At 69.5% G+C, this 19356-nt stretch carries 18 protein-coding genes; 10 read left to right on the top strand and 8 right to left on the bottom strand.

Annotated features, from left to right (window positions below; translation table 11 throughout):
• Window position 1: 1 nt before the first annotated feature.
• The 8 genes from FOH10_RS15700 to FOH10_RS15665 are packed head-to-tail and all read right to left on the bottom strand — an operon-like array spanning window position 2 to window position 8787.
• Window positions 2–1099 carry an MlaD family protein gene (locus FOH10_RS15700; protein ID WP_186000855.1) on the bottom strand — a complete coding sequence of 366 codons (1098 nt, stop codon included), beginning with the start codon at window positions 1097–1099 and terminating at the stop codon, window positions 2–4.
• A complete protein-coding gene (locus FOH10_RS15695; RefSeq protein WP_143981273.1) occupies window positions 1096–2217 on the bottom strand; it encodes an MCE family protein in 1122 nt (373 codons plus the stop codon). Before FOH10_RS15695 ends, FOH10_RS15700 begins: the two co-directional genes overlap by 4 nt.
• Entirely contained in the window at window positions 2214–3311 is a 1098-nt protein-coding gene (locus FOH10_RS15690; protein ID WP_143981272.1) for an MCE family protein, read from the bottom strand. The genes FOH10_RS15695 and FOH10_RS15690 overlap by 4 nt, the downstream gene beginning before the upstream one ends.
• Before the next feature lie 6 nt (window positions 3312–3317).
• Window positions 3318–4358: an MCE family protein gene (locus FOH10_RS15685; RefSeq protein WP_143981271.1), complete on the bottom strand. Its 1041-nt coding sequence runs from the start codon at window positions 4356–4358 to the stop codon at window positions 3318–3320.
• Entirely contained in the window at window positions 4355–5746 is a 1392-nt protein-coding gene (locus tag FOH10_RS15680; protein ID WP_143981270.1) for an MCE family protein, read from the bottom strand. Before FOH10_RS15680 ends, FOH10_RS15685 begins: the two co-directional genes overlap by 4 nt.
• Before the next feature lie 7 nt (window positions 5747–5753).
• Window positions 5754–6608, bottom strand: a complete 855-nt coding sequence (locus FOH10_RS15675; RefSeq protein WP_143981269.1) for an ABC transporter permease — start codon at window positions 6606–6608, stop codon at window positions 5754–5756.
• A gap of 2 nt (window positions 6609–6610) precedes the next feature.
• Window positions 6611–7474 (bottom strand): MlaE family ABC transporter permease, encoded by an 864-nt coding sequence (locus tag FOH10_RS15670; RefSeq protein ID WP_029924886.1) that lies wholly within the window; start codon window positions 7472–7474, stop codon window positions 6611–6613.
• 8 nt (window positions 7475–7482) lie between these two features.
• Window positions 7483–8787: a cytochrome P450 gene (locus tag FOH10_RS15665; RefSeq protein WP_143981268.1), complete on the bottom strand. Its 1305-nt coding sequence runs from the start codon at window positions 8785–8787 to the stop codon at window positions 7483–7485.
• Between the two features lie 142 nt (window positions 8788–8929).
• Between FOH10_RS15665 and FOH10_RS15660 the strand changes: the two genes are divergently transcribed.
• The 10 genes from FOH10_RS15660 to FOH10_RS15615 all read left to right on the top strand — a co-directional run bounded on the left by FOH10_RS15660 (window position 8930) and on the right by FOH10_RS15615 (window position 19356).
• Window positions 8930–9697: an SDR family NAD(P)-dependent oxidoreductase gene (locus FOH10_RS15660; RefSeq protein WP_143981267.1), complete on the top strand. Its 768-nt coding sequence runs from the start codon at window positions 8930–8932 to the stop codon at window positions 9695–9697.
• A 55-nt stretch (window positions 9698–9752) separates the two neighbouring features.
• On the top strand, window positions 9753–11147 hold the full coding sequence (locus FOH10_RS15655; protein ID WP_143981266.1) for an aromatic ring-hydroxylating oxygenase subunit alpha: 1395 nt from the start codon (window positions 9753–9755) through the stop codon (window positions 11145–11147).
• A 76-nt stretch (window positions 11148–11223) separates the two neighbouring features.
• Window positions 11224–12216 carry a thiamine pyrophosphate-dependent dehydrogenase E1 component subunit alpha gene (locus FOH10_RS15650; RefSeq protein ID WP_244962008.1) on the top strand — a complete coding sequence of 331 codons (993 nt, stop codon included), beginning with the start codon at window positions 11224–11226 and terminating at the stop codon, window positions 12214–12216.
• The gene (locus FOH10_RS15645) at window positions 12213–13250 is read left to right on the top strand and encodes an alpha-ketoacid dehydrogenase subunit beta (RefSeq protein ID WP_221937979.1); all 1038 of its coding nucleotides are present in this window, start codon (window positions 12213–12215) and stop codon (window positions 13248–13250) included. The genes FOH10_RS15650 and FOH10_RS15645 overlap by 4 nt, the downstream gene beginning before the upstream one ends.
• 2 nt (window positions 13251–13252) lie before the next feature.
• Window positions 13253–15019 carry an AMP-binding protein gene (locus FOH10_RS15640; protein WP_186000854.1) on the top strand — a complete coding sequence of 589 codons (1767 nt, stop codon included), beginning with the start codon at window positions 13253–13255 and terminating at the stop codon, window positions 15017–15019.
• Entirely contained in the window at window positions 15016–16236 is a 1221-nt protein-coding gene (locus FOH10_RS35670; protein WP_244962007.1) for an acyl-CoA dehydrogenase family protein, read from the top strand. Before FOH10_RS15640 ends, FOH10_RS35670 begins: the two co-directional genes overlap by 4 nt.
• A complete protein-coding gene (locus FOH10_RS15630) occupies window positions 16226–17431 on the top strand; it encodes an acyl-CoA dehydrogenase family protein (protein WP_143981264.1) in 1206 nt (401 codons plus the stop codon). The genes FOH10_RS35670 and FOH10_RS15630 overlap by 11 nt, the downstream gene beginning before the upstream one ends.
• Complete coding sequence (locus tag FOH10_RS15625) at window positions 17428–17793, top strand: 2Fe-2S iron-sulfur cluster-binding protein (RefSeq protein WP_244962006.1); 366 nt, start codon at window positions 17428–17430, stop codon at window positions 17791–17793. Before FOH10_RS15630 ends, FOH10_RS15625 begins: the two co-directional genes overlap by 4 nt.
• Window positions 17783–18211, top strand: coding sequence for a Zn-ribbon domain-containing OB-fold protein (locus FOH10_RS15620; protein WP_244962005.1), 429 nt, complete (start codon window positions 17783–17785; stop codon window positions 18209–18211). The genes FOH10_RS15625 and FOH10_RS15620 overlap by 11 nt, the downstream gene beginning before the upstream one ends.
• On the top strand, window positions 18211–19356 hold the full coding sequence (locus tag FOH10_RS15615) for a thiolase family protein (protein ID WP_143981263.1): 1146 nt from the start codon (window positions 18211–18213) through the stop codon (window positions 19354–19356). Before FOH10_RS15620 ends, FOH10_RS15615 begins: the two co-directional genes overlap by 1 nt.

Here is a 19356-nt window from a genome sequence, read left to right as displayed (position 1 = left end):
CTCATCGCCACGCCCCCGTCACGCGATTGCCCAGCTGGGTGAGCACGAAGGCCAGCGATCCGACGAAGTTCGCCAGATCGGCCTGCTCCGGGAACCGGAACGCCGAATCGGCCAGGTGGCCGGGATCGTCCACCGGACCGATCACCACCTGTCGCAGTTCCACATCGGCGTGGGCGGCGTTGGAGCTGAAGAACTTCAGTGTCGGCGGCAGGATGCGCAGCAGGTTGGCCATGGTGACGCGCGGATCCACGGCGGATTCGTTGAAGGCCGCCGACAGCATGTTCAGGTCGTGCACGATGCTGCGGGTATCGGTGCCCTGAATCGCCGGGAACTTCTCCAGATGCCGGGTCAGCGCGGCGATCTGGTCGGCGAGGGTGACCATGCGCGCGGTGTTGTCGGCGATCACGGCGAGGGCGGGTCCGGCCGCGCCGAGAATCTCGTCGATGGCGGTGCGCCGCGCGTCCAGGGCGTCGGCCAGTGCCGCGGTGCGGGCCAGCACACCGCGCAGTTCCTCGGAGCGGGCCGCCATGGTGGCCAGCAGATCCCGCGACTGCGCGATGACGGCGGTCAGGCGCGCACCCCCGTCGTTCATGGCGTCACCCATACCGTTGAGCACCCGGGTGAGATTGCGGATCACGCCGCCGTTCACCAGGAGGGTGGTGGAGGCGAGGACATCCTCGACGGTGGCGGCGGCCGCGGTGGACGGCAGCGGGATGGTGTCACCGTCGCGCAGCACGGTGTCGCCGCCACCTCCGGCGGGCGGCACCAGGGAGACGAAGATATCGCCCAGCGGTGTGGCCGAACGCAATTCGGCCCGGGTGCCGGTGGGCAGTGCCACGGTGTCGAGAATGCGCATCGACACCACCGCCGTGTAGTCGCGTGCGGTCATGGACACCACCTCGCCGACATCCGCGCCGCCGACCCGGACCTTGGCGCGATCGGGCAGGTTGAGAGCATTGGAGAACACCGCGTTGAGGTGATAGCTGGGGCCGTTCACCCCGGGCGCGGGCAGCGGCAGTTCCTCCACACTGACCGAGCAGCCCGCGAGCAGGGCCGCGGTGGCGCAGACGGTGACCGGCAGCGGTCGACGGCGGCTCACGGGTGCATCCTCGTCATCGCCTCGAGTACCGACGTGACGCCGAAATCCGGCCCCATATCGCTGAAATTGCCGGTGCTGCACCCCAGTTGGCGTAGTCCGAGAATATTGCACACCTCCTTGGTCATGGAGCTGTCGAAGAACACCGAATCGAAGTGCGCGCCGACCCGCAGATAGCCGTTGCGCTGGTCGATGGCGTTCACCACGTTGTCCACCGCCAGCGGGGCGAGATTGAAGACCTCGGCGAGTTCGCGCCGGTAGTCCACCAGCGCGCGGGCGAAGGAATCGCTGCTGGCCACGGTGGCGCGCAGATCGTCGCGATGCTCGGTGAGCAGGGCGGTGATCCGGTCGAGCACCTCGTTGAGCAGTCGCCCCGTCTCACCCTGCCCCAGCTGTTCCCGCACCAGCAGATCGCTGAGTTGCCCGACGCCGGAACCGAACTGGTCGAGCAGCTGCTGATTGCGGGCGGCGGCGTCGGTGAGCGCGGCGAGTTCGGTGACGATGGTGGTGATGGCCTGGCGGGTGCCCTCGCCGTCGTCGGCCCCGGTGCGCAGCGCCTCCGACAGTGTGCCGAGCGCCGAGCGCAGTTGCTCACCACTACCCGCCGCCATGGCCGCGGTGCTGTCGAGGATCTCGGCGACGGGGCCGCCGCCGCGACCGTCGCCGCCCAGCGCGGTGCCCAGCTTGTCCACCATGTTCAGGATGCGGTCGAACTCGATGGGCGTTCTGGTGCGGGTCAGGCCGAGCACCGCGCCGTCGGGCAGGGTCGGGCCGTCGGTGTAGGGCGGGGTGAGTTCGATATGTCGTTCGGTGAGAATCGAGGTGCCGACGGTGACGGCTTGCACGGTGTCGGGCAGGCGCACGCCGCTGTCGATGCGCAGTTCGATCTCGACGTATTCGCCCTTGGCGGTGATGTTCTCGACCGTGCCGACCGGCATGCCGAGCACCGCCACGGCATTGCCCCGGTAGAGGCCGATGGCATTGTCGAACTGGGCGATGATGGTGCGGGGCGCGGCCCCGGTGCCGGGCAGTACCGCGAATCCGGCGGCGACCAGGGCCGCGACCAGGGCCGGAAGCACGCCGATACGGAGGGCGCGGTGGCGGAGGACTGGGTATCTCATCGGCAGTCCTCGAAGTACCGGAAGTGTTCGGGCCACTGGTGCTGCTCGGCATTGGCGCTGATCGCGCACATCCAGGAATCCACCATGAGCCCGCCGGGCAGCAGGAAGTCCAGGAACGGGCCGGTGCCGGTGGCATTGGTGATATTGCGGACGGCGATCGGCATGGCCTGGAACATATTGCGCAGCAACTCGTCGTGGTCGCCGATCATGCCGGTGAGGGTGCGGATGTCGACCAGCAGCGAGTCGATGTGCTCCCGATTGCCGACCGCCACCGTATGCGCGGTGGTGACCAGTTGGGTCGCGGCATCCAGCAGGCGCACCACACCGGCCCGGCGGGCGAGGATTTCCCGCACCATGACGTCGCCCTGTCCGATGAGGGCGGCCATATCGCCGCGCTGGTCGCCGAGGATGGTGGCCAGTCGGGCGGTATTGCGCAGCAGTGCGCCGATCTGATCGCGGCGTTCGGCGATCATCCGCGACAGGTTCTCCACATTGGCCAGTGCCTCGGGCAGGATCGCGGGCGTATCGCGCAGCTGTGCCGCCAGCAGGCCCATGGATCGCGCGAAACGATCGGCGTCGACCTGTTCGAAGGTGGCGGTCGAATCCTGAAGCAGCTTCTGCAGATCGTAGGGAACCGTGGTGTGCGTCAGGGGAATTCGTCCGTCCGGCAGTGATCCGTCACCGGCGGGCATGAGTGCGATCGAGCGAGCGCCGAGCACGGTGGTGAGGACGATCTCGGCGCGGGTCTGCGCGCCGAGGGTGACGTCGCCGTCGATCTTCATGCGGACGAGCACCCGGTCACCGGCGAGTTCGGTGCCGTCCACGGTTCCCACCGGCACCCCCGCGACCGTCACCTGATCGCCCGGCCGGATGCCCGCCGCCTGTCCGAACTCGGCGGTGTAGGTGGCCTGGCCGATGTGCAGCGTGGTCACCAGGGTGGTGGCGGCGACCGCCAAGACGAGCGCGGCCAGCGACAGCGCGCCGAGCCAGGTCCGGCCGAGCGATTCCAGGGGTTGGTCGCGCAGTCGCCGTCCGCTACCGGCGGAGCGTGGAATGAGGCTGCGTGGCTTGCTGTTTCGCGCTGTCGCTGTCATGGCATATCACCTGCACTGTGCCGAGTACCTGCGCTGCCCACCGGGGGTCGCGCTGTCGACGATCGCGGGAACGACCGGGGCGATCAGGTCGAGAATCGTGAAGTTGAAGTCGCACGCCTGCGCGCTCATGGCGGTGCTGTCCCCGGTCACCCGGGCCAGCCCCTTGAACACCGCGGGCAGGTTCGCCCCCAGGGTGGCGACGCCGTCCGGATTGCCGACGATGGTCGCCAGCCACCCCGGCTCCCGGGCCAGCAACTGCTCCAGATCCGGTGCCACGCCGGCGATCACCGCCGCGAGCCTGCCTACCGTTCCGGAGATCGCGCCGAGCGAGGAGACCAGCTCACCGCGCTGCTCGGCGAGCCCGTCCACCACCGTGCGCACCTGGGTGAGGGTGGTCTGCAACCGGGTGCCCTGCGCGGCGAGGGTGGCCACCACCCCGTTCAGGCTGGTGATCACCTTGCCGAGCAGCTCGTCGGGTCCGGCCACCACCTGCGCCAGTCGGGATGTCTCGGTGATGAGCGTGGTGAGTGCGTGCACATCGCCCTGGAGCGCCTCGATGAGGGCGGTGGACAGGTTGCCGCGGTCGGCCGGGTCGAGCAGCGTGAACAGCGGTTCGAAACCATTGAGCAGACCGGTGAGGTCGAAGGAGGGCTCGGTGTGCTCGACCGGGATGGTGGCGCCGTCGGGCAGCCGTGCGGGTTGGCCGAAGTCGGCCAGGGTGAGGCCGAGATAGCGCTGCCCGGCGATATTCTGGTAGACGATCGAGGCGCGGGTATCGCCGTAGACCGGCTGGTCGCGCTGCACCCGGAACCGCACCCGGGCGCGGGTGCCGTCGAGTTCCACGGCGTCGACCCTGCCCACCCGCACCCCGGCGATCCGCACGTCCGAGCCCTTGCGCAGGCCCGAGGCATCGGTGAACATCGCGGTGTAGGAATGCGTGGGACCCTGCACATCCCGCCGTAACGTGACGAGTATCGTCCAGGTCAGCGACAGGCTCACCACGAGAAAAGCGGCCAGCCACAGCAGGTTTCGTCGGTGCGCTGTCATCGTTGGCCCTCCGTCGACCGCCCGGTCTGCGGAACCGGGGTGAATACCGCCGGTGCGGGCGGAGTTCCGAGCGGGGCGAGCAGAATGCGGGCCGCCGCGGAATCCGCGTCCGGCAGCGTCACCCCGGGCGGCGGGGTGTAAGCGCGCGCGTCGGGCAGACCCATGGTGTCGATGATCGGTGTGGTCTCGGGAGCGGTATCGCAACTGGGACCACGCAATGCGCCGTACACCGGGCAGTCGGCCCGCACATAGAGCCGCAGCGGGGTCAGCGACACCACCAGTTTGAAGGTGAAGGTCAGCTTTTCGCCGGTGCGCGTCCACAGTTCCCGGAAGAAGGTGTCGACCACATTGTTCAACCGCAGCATGATCGCCGGGAACTCTCCGGCGTCGTCGGCCAGCACCCCCACCACCGGGGTGAGCTGGGTGGTGATGTTCACCAGCTGGTCGGCGTGATTGTCCATGGCGGTGCCGACGGTGCCGAGGGTGTCGCCGGTGCCCAGCAGCAGCGTTGCCAGTTCCTCCTGCTTCTCGGCGACGGTCCGCAGCGGGGCGACCGTGCTGTGCAGCGCGTCCACCAGATCCGGTGCGGTCTCCGCCAAGGTCGCGATGGCCCGCTCCCAGGTGCGCAGGGTGCTCGGGCCGGTGTCGGCGGTGCTGAGCCGGTTCATCTCGTCGACCACCCGATTGAGCCCGTCCACGGTGGCGGTCAATGTCGCGCCCTTGCCGGCCGTGGCATCGGCGAGGGTGCGGATGAGGCCGAGAGTCCGGTCGCTGTCGTCGCGGCCGACGGCGCGCAGCAGTTCCCGCACCTTGACCAGGGTGGTCTGGAACAGTTGCGTCGGCAGCGTGCGGTCCTCGGGGATGGTCGCCCCCGCGGCGAGCGGCCGCACACCACCGTTTCCAACCGACAGCCCGCCGCCGGTGTCCTGAGGCGGCCCGCCGCTGTTCTGCTGTGGTGGCCCGCCGCCGCCGTCGTCCGGTGGTGGCCCGCCGTCGTTGTCGACCAGTTGCACCGAGGAGACGGCGAAGGCGTTGCTGGGCACGATGCGCGCCGAGACGGTGCTCGGAATCCGCTGCGCGTGTTCGGGTTTCAGGTCGATTGTCACGATATTGGGCGAATCGCCGCGTGCCGGGGTGACGCCTCGGACCATGCCGACCAGCACCCCTCGGAACTTCACATCGGATTTCTCCGGCAGACCGTCGCCGACACTCCCGAGCAGTGCGGTCACCGTGACCCTGCGATCCAGATCGCCCCGGGATTTCGCCAGCAGCAGCTGGGTCGCGACCATGCAGATCACCAGGAAGACCACCCCGGTCACCAGCAGCAGCCGGGTGGACGGCCCCCGGCCGTCCAGTTCGAACGCATTGCCCCGTGCCCTGTTTCCCATGTCGTACCTAACCCCCGAGTCGTCCGCCCGCGTCGATGCCCCAGAACGCCATGGTCAGCAGCATGTTCAGCACGGCCATGATGGTGATGCTGGCGCGCATGGCCCGCCCCGCCGCGATGCCGACCCCGCGCGGGCCACCGGTGGCGTAGAAGCCGTAGTAGCACTGGATGGTGGACATGGCCGCCACGAAGACGCACACCTTGATCACCGCGAAGACGATGTCGCGCCCGCTGAGCATGAGCGAGAAGTAGTGCAGGTAGGTGCCGGTGCCCTGCCCGCTGGCGAGGAAGACGACGAGTTGGCAGGCCAGGAAGTTCAGCGCCAGGCAGGCGACGAACAGCGGCAGGATGGCCAGCGCCGAGGCCAGTACGCGCGTGGTCACCAGATACGGAATCGGGCGAATGGCCACCGATTCCAGGGCGTCGATCTCCTCGGCGATCCGCATGGCCCCCAACTGCGCGGTGAAGCGGCAGCCCGCCTGGATGCCGAAGGCCAGCGCCGCCATGAGCGGGGCCAGTTCCCGCACCGCGGCGAGGGAGGTGATGAGCCCGGTGGCCGGACCCAGGCCGAGCAGTTGCAGCGCGTTGTAGCCCTCGATGCCCACGATCGCGCCCGCCGCGCCACCCACCACCAGCACCACGCCCGCGGTGCCGCCGCCCACCACGATGGAACCGTTGCCCCAGGTCACATCGGAGAGCAGTCGCAGGAACTCACGCGAATACCGTTGCAACACAATCGGTATGCCCGCGATAGCGCGGAAGAAGAAGGCCACCATGTGGCCGACGCGCGCCAGGTGGTGACGGCCGAGATCGGCCCCCGCCACCAGCGGGCGCGTTCCGGCGATGGTGTAGCCGGTCGCCATGATCAGAATCCCGCCCGCGGGAACAGGATCAGATACATCTGGCTCATCAGCACGTTGACCAGCATGAGCAGCAGAATCGACTGCACCACGGCGGCATTGACCGAGTTCGCCACCCCCGATGCGCCGTGCCGGGCGTCGAGCCCCTTGTAGCACGACACCACCGCCACGATCACTCCGAACACCATCGCCTTGAGCAGGGTCAGCACCAGATCGTCGACCGTGGCGAAGGAGGCGAATGTCGCGGTGTAGCTGCCCGGGGTGCCGCCCTGGAGGGTGACCGTGAAGGCGTATCCGGCCAGAAAGCCGATGAAACAGGTGAATCCGGTCAGTGCGATGGCCACCACCACCGCGGCGGCCAGGCGCGGCACCACCAGCCGCCGGATCACCGACACCCCCATGACCTCCATGGCCGCGGTCTCCTCGCGAATGGTCCGCGACCCCAGATCGGCGCTGATGGCCGACCCCACGGCCGCCGCCATCAGAATGGCGGCGACCATCGGCGCGCCCTGTCGGATGACCGCCAGCCCATTGGCGGCCCCGGCCAGCGAGGTCGCCCCGAGCTGCCCGGCCAGCAAACCGAATTGGATGGACAGCGTCACCGCGATGGGCACCGTGACGAACAGGGTCGGCACCACCGCCGTGCGTGCCATGAAGGTCGCCTGCTCGACGAACTCGCCGAATGGGAACCGGCGACGCGCGATATCGGACATCAGATATTGGCAGGCGCGCACCCCGAGCACGAACTGCCCGCCGACCGTGCGCAGCGCGGCGAGGGGATGGCGGTTCGCATAACCCCGGGACCACCGCACCACCTCGGCACGCGCCGAGGCCGCATCGGGTGGGGGTGGGGGAGCGGTGGTGGTCATCGCCGGGCCTACCGTTCGGCCGTGGCGGACACCGGGCGGTCGGCGGCGGCTGTGCCCTGCGCCCGGAAGATCAGCGAGAGGCGCTTCAGGCCGCGCAGCATGAAGCTGGGCTCGTACTCGAAATCGTTGTCCGGGCCGAAGTCCACCGCGCCGAAGCGCGCCGCCAGCTCCTCGACCATGATCCGGGATTCCAGCCGGGCCAGCGGCGCGCCCAGACAGGCGTGGATACCGGCGCCGAAGGCCAGGTGCGACCTGACATCCGGCCGTTCGGGATCGAACTCTTCGGGCCGCTCGAACGCGGCCTCGTCCCGACTGGCCGAGCCGAAACCGAGCACCACCAGCTGCCCGGCCGGGATGGTGTAGCCGCCCAGCGTGGCCTCGGTCGTGGTGATGCGGAACATGCTCTGCACGGGGGCGAGGAAGCGCAGCCCCTCCTCGATGAGGGGTGCGGCGTGCGCGGTGGTGTCCGCGCGCAGCCACTCCCACCACCGGGGCGCGTGCGCGATCTGTTCGAACACTCCGGTCAGCAGTTTGGTCGAGGTCTCGTTCCCGGCGATGAGCAGCTGCTGGATGATGCTCAGGCAGGCGGCCGTGCTCAGCGGTTCGTCGCCGTCGGCGGCGCTGGGCGCGTGGACCAGTCCGCTCAGCAGGTCGTCGCGCGGATGTGCGCGCCGGTCGTCGAGTTCGGCGGCGAAGAAGCGCTGATACTCCAGCAGTCCACGAGCCTGCTCCAGACGTCCGCTGTCGTCGAGTTCCGCGCCCACCGTCGCGGTGAACTGATCCGACCAGCGTTTGAAATCGTCGATCCGGTCGTCGGGCACATTCAGCACATGGGCGATGACCCGCAGGGGCAGTGGTGCCGCAACGGCTTTCACGAACTCCACCGGCGCGCCGTCCGGTATGCCCTCGGTCAGCTCGCGGGCGATCTCGCGGATGCGCGGCTCCAGGCGTGCGATGAAACGGGGCGTGAACGCCTTGGCCAGCATGCGTCGGTAGTAGTGATGCTCCGGCGGATCGGCGGTGAGCAGCGTCGGCACCGCTGGCCACCCCTGCGCCTGGATCCGCTCGAGTTCCTCCTTGATGGACTCGGGCGGGGGCAGCTGCGGCAGACCGAAATTCGACGAGAACACCTCGTGATCGGCCAGCGCCGTGGCGACCAGCTCGCGCGAGGTCACGAACCACATGCCCCGGCTCGCCACGAAGTGCACGGGCGCCTCTCGGCGCAGGGCGCGGTGCCAGGGATACGGGCATTGCAGTGTCCGCGGATCCAGGGGATCGAACGCGGGAGCGGAGCAGGGCGAGGTATCGGTCAAAGCCGCCTCCAAAGATGTTGCCCCCCACAGAAAACAGGCGGGTGGGCCGGGTCTTGACTAATTAATTGGCCAATATAATAGTGATCCGTGTCATAGACAAGCGGGGGTCGCGCAGCGCGGTCACCGAGAACGGAGGTGGGGCATGTCGAAGGCCCTGGTGACGGGTGCGGGCAACGGAATCGGTCGCGCCATTGCGAAACAGCTGGCGGACAATGGATTCCAGGTTGTCGCCGTCGACCTCGACAAGGCCGCGGCGGCGGCCACCGCCGCCGAGATCGGCGGGACGGCGCTCGACTGCGATATCTCCGACGAGCAGGCGGTGGGGGAGCTGGCCGCCACCGTCGGTCCGCTGGACGTGCTGGTCAACAATGCCGGCATCTGGCGCTCGCACACCCTCGACGACTCCACCCTGACCGATGTCGACGCGGTGCTGCGCACCAATGTGATCGGTAGCTGGTTGGTGGCCCGAGCCTGCGTGACGAACTTCCCGGAGCACGGCGGGGCGATCGTGAACCTCACCTCCGTACTGGCCGAGATGTCGGGACCGGGCCGGGGCATGTACCCCGCGTCCAAGGCCGCCATCGTCGCCCTCACCAAGCAGATGGCCACCGAGTACGCACCGCGCGGGATCCGGGTGAACGCGGTGGGGCCGGGACTGGTTCTCACCGAGGGCACCCGGGCGGAATTCGGCGATCCCGGTCTGCAACGGGCCATCGGTGCGGCCATGCCGCTGGGTCGGCTCGGCACGCCGGAGGACATCGCCGCCGCGGTCGGCTTCCTGGTCTCCCCGGCCGCGAGCTACATCACCGGGCAGGTGCTCTACGTCGACGGCGGCTGGACCAGCAATGGGTCGGCCTTCATCGGCATGGCCGCGCAGCGCTATGTCGAACAGCTGACGGCGGCACCATGAGCGCCACCCGTCACCTTCTCTCCCGCAACGCAATTCACTCTGGTTGGAGGATGTCATGACCGACCTTCGCGACGGCCGCGAGCTCGCACCGGGCGAGGCCCGCTCACCCGGGCCCAGCGTGCAGAGCCTGTTGTCCGGTGACACCCGGGAGGTGCCGCCCCCGCTGCTCGAGGAGTCCTACGAGTATCTGGGGTCGGCGGACATCGACAAGGAGCGCTACCTCTCCGCGGACTTCCACCGGCTCGAGGTGGAGAAGATGTGGAAGAAGGTCTGGCAGCTGGCCTGCCGGGAGGAGGACATTCCCGCGCCCGGCGACTACATCGTCTACGACATCGCCGATATCTCCCTCATCGTGGTGCGCACCCGGGACGGCGAGATCCGGGCGTATCACAACGCGTGCCTGCACCGGGGCACCCGGCTGTGCGACGACAACGGTCACGCGGAACAGCTGCGCTGTCCGTTCCACGGTTTCACCTGGGGGCTGGACGGGGCGCTCGCCGAGGTGCCGAGCCGCTGGGACTTCCCCCACGTGGAGGATGCGAAATTCGCACTGCCGCAGGCGAAGACCGGAGTGTGGGCGGGATACGTCTTCGTCAATCCGGACCCCGACGCCGTCTCGCTGCACACCTATCTGGGCGAGGTCGAGAAACACTTCGCGTATTTCAAGCTGGAGGAGCGGTTCAAGGCGGTGCACGTCGCCAAGGTGATCGACTGCAACTGGAAGGTCGCCCTGGAAGCGTTCATCGAGTCCTACCACGTCATCTCGACCCATCCGCAGCTGCTGGAATACCTGGGCGACAGCAATACCCAGTACGACGTCTATCGTGGATCCGACGGGCAGCCCGGCTTCAATCGGATGATCACCCCGCAGGCCACCACCAGTCCGCATCTGGAACCGCTGGAGCCCCAGGACGTGCTGGAGGCCATGTTCCGTGACTTCTACCCCGAGGGCATCGGGGCCATTCACGTCCCCGAAGGCCAGTCGGCGCGGCCGATCGTGGCCGAGGCGCTGCGGCAACGCCTGGTGGAGCGCTCCGGGGCGGATCTGTCCGGCGTCAGCGACAGCGAGATCGTGGACGCCATCCAGTATTTCGTCTTCCCGAACATGTGCCCCTGGGCGGGCCTCGGCGCACCGCTGACCTACCGCTTCCGGCCCTACGGCAATGATCCGGATCGCTGCGTGTTCGAGATCATGCTGCTCGCACCACTGCCGGCGGGTGTGCCCAAACCCAAGGCCGGACCGATCCACTGGCTGGGCCCGGACGAGGACTTCAGTGCCGCACCGGAACTGGGCGGCCTGGCCCCGGTGCTCAATCAGGACCTGTCGAATCTGCCGCTGGTGCAACGCGGTCTGAAGGCCATGACCAAACCCGGTGTGACCCTGGCGGATTACCAGGAGGTCCGGATTCGGCAGTTCCACCAGGATCTGGACGCGTACCTGGCGAAATGACCCGGATCGGCACTGGACGGGCGATCGTGCCCCGTGCTACCAATTAATTATCGGACCAACTAATAGATAGGTCGATGTGTTGGACACCGACATTCCCGCCGAGATCGGTCGAGACGAACTGATCCGGATCTTCCGCAAGGCCACCCGTATCAAACTGTGCGACGAGAAGTTCCGGTCGCTGGTGCTGGCCGGACAGGTCAGCGCGCAGTACTACTCGCCGCGCGGCCAGGAGATCGTCTCCGCGTCCGTGGGCACACTGCTGCGGCCGGACGACTATGTCGTCACCACCTACCGGGGGCTGCACGATCAGCTCGCCAAAGGTGTTCCGCTGCGCGAACTCTGGGCCGAGTTCATGGGCAAGGCCACCGGGACGTGCAAGGGCAAGGGCGGGCCGATGCACATCACGCACCCGGAGTCCGGGCTCATGGTCACCACCGGCATCGTGGGCGGCGGACTGCCCATCGGCGCGGGGCTGGCCCTGGCGGCGCAGCTGCGCGGCACCGACCAGGTGACCGTGGTGAACTTCGGCGACGGGGCCAGCAATATCGGCGCGTTCCACGAAGCCTGCAATCTCGCCGGGATCTGGAAGCTGCCGGTGGTCTTCTGCTGCCACAACAATCTCTACGCCGAACACACCGCCTACGAGGACGGCACCAGCGTGGCGCGCATCGCCGACCGCGCCGCCTCCTACTCCTTCCCCGGCGTGCGGGTGGACGGCAACGACCCCGTCGCCATGTACTCCGCCGCGCGCGAGGCCATCGCCCGCGCGCGGGCCGGGGAGGGGCCGACCCTGCTCGAGGCCATGACCTTCCGCTTCCACGGGCATCAGATGTCGGATCGCAACCAGTACATGAAACCCGGTGAGCTGGACGCGGCGCGCGCCGCCGATCCCGTGCCGCGTTTCCGCGCGTGGCTGCTCGACCGCGGTATCGCCGACGAGGCGGTGCTGTCGGGCATCGAGAACGAGGAGAAGGCGGCGGTCGAGGACGCCGTGGTTTTCGCCGAGCAGAGTCCGCCGCCGGATCTCGCGGAGGCGGTCACCGACGTGTACGAGGAGGCGCTGGTATGAGCGAGGCACAGCCGCGAGAGGCGGCCGACACCCAGCCGATGACCGGATTCCAGGCGCTGGGCAGCGCCTTGGACGATGCCCTCGCCCGCGACCCCTCGGTCTTCCTGCTGGGTGAGGATATCGCCGACCCGGGCGGCGGCGTGTTCATGGTGACGCGCGGGCTGTCCACCAAGTATGGCGACCACCGGGTGCGCGCCACCCCGATCAGCGAGCAGGCCATCATGGGCGCGGCGATCGGCGCGGCCGTGGCGGGAATGCGGCCGGTCGCGGAGATCATGCTCATGGACTTCCTGGCCGTGTGCATGGACCAGCTGTCGAATCACGCCGCCAAACTGCGCTACATGTCCGGTGGGCAGACCACCGTCCCGCTCACCGTGCGGTGTGCCGCCGGAGCCGGAATGCAGTTCGGCGCACAGCATTCGGAGATGCTGGAGGCCTGGTTGACCCATATCCCCGGACTCAAGGTGGTGGTGCCGAGCACCCCGGCCGACGCCAAGGGACTGCTCACCGCCTGTATCGAGGATCCCGATCCGTGCGTGGTGGTGGAGCAGAGCCTGCTGTACTTCACCCCGCCGCAACCGGTTCCGGTGGGACGACACTATGTGCCGCTCGGGGTGGCGGCCACACGGCGCCCAGGACGCGACATCACGCTCATCTCCTACGGCCGCCAGGTCTACGACGCCCTGGCCGCGGCGCAACAGCTCGCCGCCGACGGCATCGAGGCCGAGGTGATCGACCTGCGATCGCTGGTGCCGCTCGACGAGGAGACGGTGCTGGAGTCGGTGGCCCGCACCCGGCATGCCGTCATCGTGCACGAGGCGGTGCGGCGCAACGGCTTCGGCGCGGAGCTGGCCGCCATGATCTCCGAACGGCTCTTCGACGAACTGGCCGCGCCGGTGGCCCGGGTCGCGGGGGCCGACACGCCCATCCCGTACGCCAAACCGCTCGAGGACGCGTTCGTGCCCAACGCGGAATCCGTGCTCGCGGCGGTGCGCACCACCCTGGCGCGCTCGCGCCCCCGGGTCGGGAGCTGATCGTGGCGTACGGAGTGGCGGCGGTCGCGCGTCGTGATCCGGACGGGGTCGCCGTCACCGACGGCGACCTCGAATGGTCGTGGTCGCAGTTGAATTCGATGATCAACCGCACGGTCGGCTGGCTGCTGTCCCTCGAGGTGGGGAAAGGACAGCGCGTGGCGATCATGGCGGAGAACGGGCTGTACACGGCGCTGGCCCATCTGGCCACCACCTACGCGGGGCTGTCGGTGGTGCCGGTGAACTTCCAGCTCACCGCGGCCGAGGTGCGGCACATCCTCGACGACGCGGGGGTGCATGCGGTGCTGTGCTCGGCGCGCTGCGCGGCGACGGTACGGGCGGCGAGCGAGACGGTGCGCGTCATCGCCTGGGAGACGGCGGAAGTCGCCGGACTCGAGGCAGGGGAGGCGCCGGAGGGTGCCACCTCCCCGGGTCGGATGACACGTGGGGCTTCCGACGCCCCGGCGCGGGTAACACGTAGGGGTTCCGGTGACGTGGGGTGGGTAACACGCGCGGGTTCCGGCGACGCGCGGCGGGCAATGCGCGGGGGTTCCGTGGAGGTGGGCGAGACGGTCGATGCGGGGCGTGCCGCTGGGGGCGGGGGGAGCGCCGCCGTGGAGTGCTTCGAGCGGCTCGTCGCGGGATTCCCCGATGACGAACCGTCGGAGCTGATCGTCCCGGCCGCACCGCTGTACTACACCTCCGGCACCACCGGACTGCCCAAGGGGGTGCGGCTGCCGGAGCAGATGTATCCCACCGGCGCGAATATGGTCGAGCACGTCCGCCGCATCGACCAATCGCCGGTGCGGCCCAGGGGCCGCCACCTCATCGTCGGACCCATGCACCACACCGGCCCCATCGGCGGCGTGCGCGGGCTGGCGGTCGGCAACCCGCTGGTCATCCTGCGGCGCTTCGACGCCGAACGGGTGCTGCGGTTCATCGACCGCTACCGCATCGAATCCTCGATGATGGTGCCCACGCACTTCTCCCGGCTGCTCGCGCTGCCCGCCGCGATCCGCCAGCGCTACGACGTGGGCAGCGTGCGCTCGATCGTGCACACCGGCGCGAGCTGTCCGGTGCACGTCAAGCGCGCCATGATCGACTGGTTCGGTCCGGTCCTGTTCGAGGCCTACGGGTCCACCGAGGTGGGGACGGTGACCTTCATCGACTCCGCGGAATGGCTGGCACACCCCGGCTCGGTCGGGCGCGCGATGCCCGGATACGAGTTGAGCATCCGCGCCGAGGACGGCAGCGAACTGGGCCCGGGCACACCGGGACTGGTGTGTGCGCGCTCCACCCACGGGGTGCGCCCGGAATACCACAACGACCCGGAGAAGACCGCCCGCAGCTATCTCGACGGGGACGTGTTCGTCATCGGCGAGATCGGCTACCTCGACGCCGACGGCTACCTGTATCTCACCGACCGCGCCTCCGACATGGTGGTCAGCGGCGGCGTGAACGTGTACCCGGCCGAGTCCGAGGCGGTACTGCGCACCCATCCCGGCGTATTCGACGTCGCCGTCATCGGCATCCCGCATCCGGATATGGGCGAGCAACTGTGCGCCCTGGTGGTACCGACCGAGCAACCCCCGACCGCCGCCGAACTCGTCACCTGGTGCCGAGAACGCCTGGCGCACTACAAATGTCCCGCCCTGGTCGAATTCGTCGACACCGAACTGCGCACCGTCATGGGCAAGATCGACAAGCGAACCCTGCGCGACCGCTACCTGACCGGACGCGTGGCCGCCGCCGTCCCCGGGAGCGCGTCATGAGCGCGCCCGAGGCCGAGACGGCCCCGGCGACGCTCCCACCCCTGTTCGCGTTCACGGCCGAGCATGCGGCGTTGCGTGAGGTGCTGCGGCAGTTCTTCGTCAGCCGGGAGGGCACCGACGACGTCGTCACCTGGCGAGCGCTGCTCGGCGATATCGGCGTGGACGACATGCTGTTCGACCACGACGGTGCGGCATCGGGGAGTACGCCGGTCGATCTCGCCATTCTCGCCGAGGAAGCCGGTGCCGCACTGTACGGCGGCCCGCTGCTCCCGGCCGCACTGTTGGGCGGGCTGCTCGGCCATCTCCGGGACGAGCAGCCCGCCTTGGCCGCCCGTCTGCTGCGGCACCCGAGGGCGGCCCTGGATCCGGCGGTGCTCGACTCGCTGGTGCTGGACGCGGCGACGCTCGGCTCTGCGGCGCTTGATCCGGCGGCGCTCGACCCCGCCGTTCTCGACCCAGCGGCGCTGGACCTCGAGGGGCCGGGGGATCGCCCGAACCAGCTCACGGTTCGTCGCGGCGCGTCGGGGCCGCTGGTCGACGGCACGGTGGCACCGGTGTGGGATCTCGCGGGTGCGGAGGCGATCATGTGCGCGGCGTCGGTCGATGGCGTGCCGGGCGTGGTCGTCCTGACGGGCGGCACCGGCGGTGTCGGCGTCGGTGCGCTCACGGCGTTCGACCCGTCCCGGCCGCTGGGGCGACTCGAATGTCAGGGGGCCGCAGTGGAACTCGTGGTCACCGAGCAGGCGGTGGTCACTGCGCTGCGGCGGCGGGGCAGGCTGCTGGTGGCCGCCGAACTCCTCGGCGTCGCGCAGCGGGCCTTCGACCGGACCGTGGAGCACGTCGCGCGGCGCGTTCAGTTCGGGCGGACCATCGGGTCGTTCCAAGCGGTGAAACACCGGCTCGCCGATCTGCTCACCCAGGTCGAACTCACCCGGTCGGCGGTGTACGGGGCGGCTTGGCGGCTCGGGGCGGCACGCGAGGACCCGCACGTCGACGGCGATCTCGCGGTGGCAGCCGCCCTGGCCGCCGATACGGCCACCACCGTCACCAAGGCGGCGGTGCAGCTGCACGGCGGTATCGCCATCACGTGGGAGCACTGGGCGCACCGGTATCTGCGGCGGGCACACGCCATGGTCGCGCTCACCGGCAGCGCGAGCGACCATCGGCGGCGGCTCGCCGAACTCGTGGATCTCGAGGACGGTGCGTATGACCACTGAGACAACCGATCTCGACACCCTGCGGCAGGAGACGGAAGCCTGGGTCCGCGCCCGGCTGCCCGAACCCTGGGTGCGCACCATCGATTCCGGCGCGACCGGAACCGATCCGGCGCTCGCCGATCCGACGGCCGCCCGGGAGTGGTACACCGCCCTGTGCGAGCGCGGCTGGGCGGTGCCGCACTGGCCGGTCGAATACGGTGGCGCGGGACTGTCTGACGCCGAGGCCGCCGTGGTGGCCGCGGTGATCGCCCGCTACCGGGCCGATCTGCCCGGCCCGTACTTCGTGTCCCGCACCCTGATCGGACCCACCGTCATGGCCTGGAGCAGCCCGGAACAGCGGCGGCACTACCTGCCCGGCATCGCCGCCGGCACCGACGTGTGGTGCCAGCTGTTCAGCGAACCCGGCGCGGGCTCGGATCTGGCCGGACTGGCCACCCGCGCCACCCCCGACGGCGACCGCTGGATCGTGCGCGGGCAGAAGGTGTGGAGTTCCTTCGCCGACCAGGCCCGCTACGGCATGCTGCTCGCGCGCACCCATCCCGAACGGCCCAAACACGCCGGTATCAGCTGCTTTCTGCTCGATATGCACACACCCGGCGTCACTGTGCGCCCGCTGCGCCAGCTCACCGGGGAACAGCACTTCTGCGAGGTGTTCCTCGACGAGGTGGTGGTGCCCGATACGGCCCGGCTCGGCGGTGTGGGGGAGGGCTGGCGGGTCGCGCGGTCCACCCTGAGCGCCGAAAGATCCGGCCTCTCCGACAGTTCCGAGGCGAGCGGGGTGCCCCTGGCTCCGGTGCTGGCGCTGGCCCGCGCCGCGGGCGGTTGGCGCGATCCGGTGCTGCGCGATCGGCTCACCGCCCTGCTGGTCGCCGAACGCGGACTGCACCTGACCAATCTGCGGAATCGGGCGAGTGCGGCCGACGGGGCGCGTGGCTCCATCACCAAACTCGCGCAATCGGAGCTCTCCCAACGCATTTCCGAGATCGGTTACGAGATCGCGGGCGCGCGGGCCGCCTACTCCGACGACGCGGCCCTCACCCCCGAGGCGTACGCACTGCTGGACAGCCGACGGCTCACCATCGCGGGCGGCACCTCGGAGATCCAGCGCACCATCATCGCCGAACGCGTGCTCGGCCTGGACCGGGAACCCGACCCCGATCGAGGCAGGCCCTGGAACGAAACGCGGCACGGATGAGCGGGACCGACACCGACCGCGGCCCGACGGTGACGGTGCGCCCGTCCGGCCTGCGATTCACCGCCGCGACCGGACAATCCGTGATGGCCGCCGCCCAGGCGGCCGGATACCGCTGGCCCACCATCTGCGGCGGCCTCGGCGACTGCCTGGTCTGCCATATCGAGGTGCTCGACCAGCCCGAGCATCTGTCCGAACCGGCCGACACCGAAACCCAGGCGGTGCGCCAGCTGCGGGCGCGCGGCGGCGGGCCGGTGCGCCTGGCCTGTCAGGCGCGCGTGCACGGCGATGTGGTGGTGCTCAAACGCGGGGTGCGTGGCCGTCCCCGGGCAACGGATCAGGAGATGAGCGATCGTGACCGATGAACTGATCGACCCCCAGCTGATGGTGTCGGCCGGGGGCCGCTATCGCCTGCGGGGCGGGCGCTGCGCGGGCTGCGGCGACCACCACTTCCCGCTGGGCGCCACCTGCCCGCGCTGCGGCGGCGCGGAGATCGCGGAGACCGTACTCGCCGACGAGGGCGTGCTGTGGAGCTGGACGGTGCAACGCTTCCCGCCGCCGAGCCCGCCCTATGCGCGTCGGCCCGACGACTTCGTGCCCTTCGGACTCGGCTATGTGGAACTGCCCGGCCAGTTGATCGTGGAGACATTGCTCACCGACAGCGATCCGGCACGCCTGCGCATTGGTATGCCGATGCGGCTGACCACCCTGCCGGTGCTCGTCGAATCCGGGCGAACGGCAACTACTTTCGCGTTCGCGCCCATCGAGGAAGGGCAACGGTGATGTCCGCGACCGCCGTCATCGGTGTCGGCTGCCGACCCTTCGGCCGCTTCCGCGACACCACCGCCCGGGAGCAGGCCGTGCTCGCGGCACGGCAGGCACTCGACGACGCGGGGGTGGACTGGTCGGATATCGACTACGCGGTGGGCGGCAGCCTGTCCGGTGGATCGGCCGACAGCCTGGTCACCGAACTCGGACTCACCGGGGTGCCGTTCGTCAATGTCCTCAACGGGTGCGCCACCGGCAGCAGTGCGCTGCTGGCCGCCGTGCACGCCATCGACTCCGGGGCGGCCGAACTCGCGCTGGTGGTCGGCTTCGACGCCCACCCGCGCGGCGCGTTCACCATCTCCACAGCGCACCTGGGACTCGGAATCTGGTACGGCAGTACCGGAATGGCGGTCACCGCGCAGTTCTTCGCCCTGAAGATTCAGCGTTACCTGTACGAGCACCGGCTGCCGCCGCGACTGCTCGGCCGGGTGGCGGCCAAGGCGTTCCACAACGGATCGCTGAATCCGAATGCCTGGCGGCGCAAGGCGCTGTCGGTGGACGACATCGAGGGCTCACCCATGCTGGTGGACCCGCTGCGGCAGTACATGCTGTGCTCACCCGGCGACGGCGCGACCGCACTCGTACTGTCGAGTGCCAAGGCGGCCAAGAGCTTTCGCGCCGATCCGGTGTACGTGGCGGGGGTCGCGGTGCGCACCCGCACGCCGGGCTCGTTCGAGGTGCTCAGCCCGTCGCTGTCCATCCGGCGCGGGGACAGCCCGACCGTGGACGCCGCCCGGGCGGTCTACGAACAGGCCGCAATCGGGCCCGCGGACATCGACATCGCCCAGGTGCAGGACACCGACGCGGGCGCGGAGATCATCCATCTGGCCGAGACCGGCCTGTGCGAGCACGGCGAGCAGACCGCGCTGATCGAGGGCGGGGCCACCGGCCTGGGCGGTCGCCTGCCCGTCAACACCGACGGCGGCTGCCTGGCCAATGGGGAACCGATCGGGGCGTCCGGCCTGCGGCAGTTGCACGAGAACGTCCTGCAATTGCGCGGCGCGGCCGGTGCGCGACAGGTGGCCCGGCCGGTGCGCACCGCGCTGTCCCATGTCTACGGTGCGCCCGGATTGAGCGGCTGCACCGTGCTGACCCGGTGA

The organism is Nocardia otitidiscaviarum, assembly GCF_007362295.1.
GTDB classification, from domain to species: domain Bacteria; phylum Actinomycetota; class Actinomycetes; order Mycobacteriales; family Mycobacteriaceae; genus Nocardia; species Nocardia otitidiscaviarum.
This window is presented reverse-complemented; position numbering and strand designations above follow the sequence as displayed.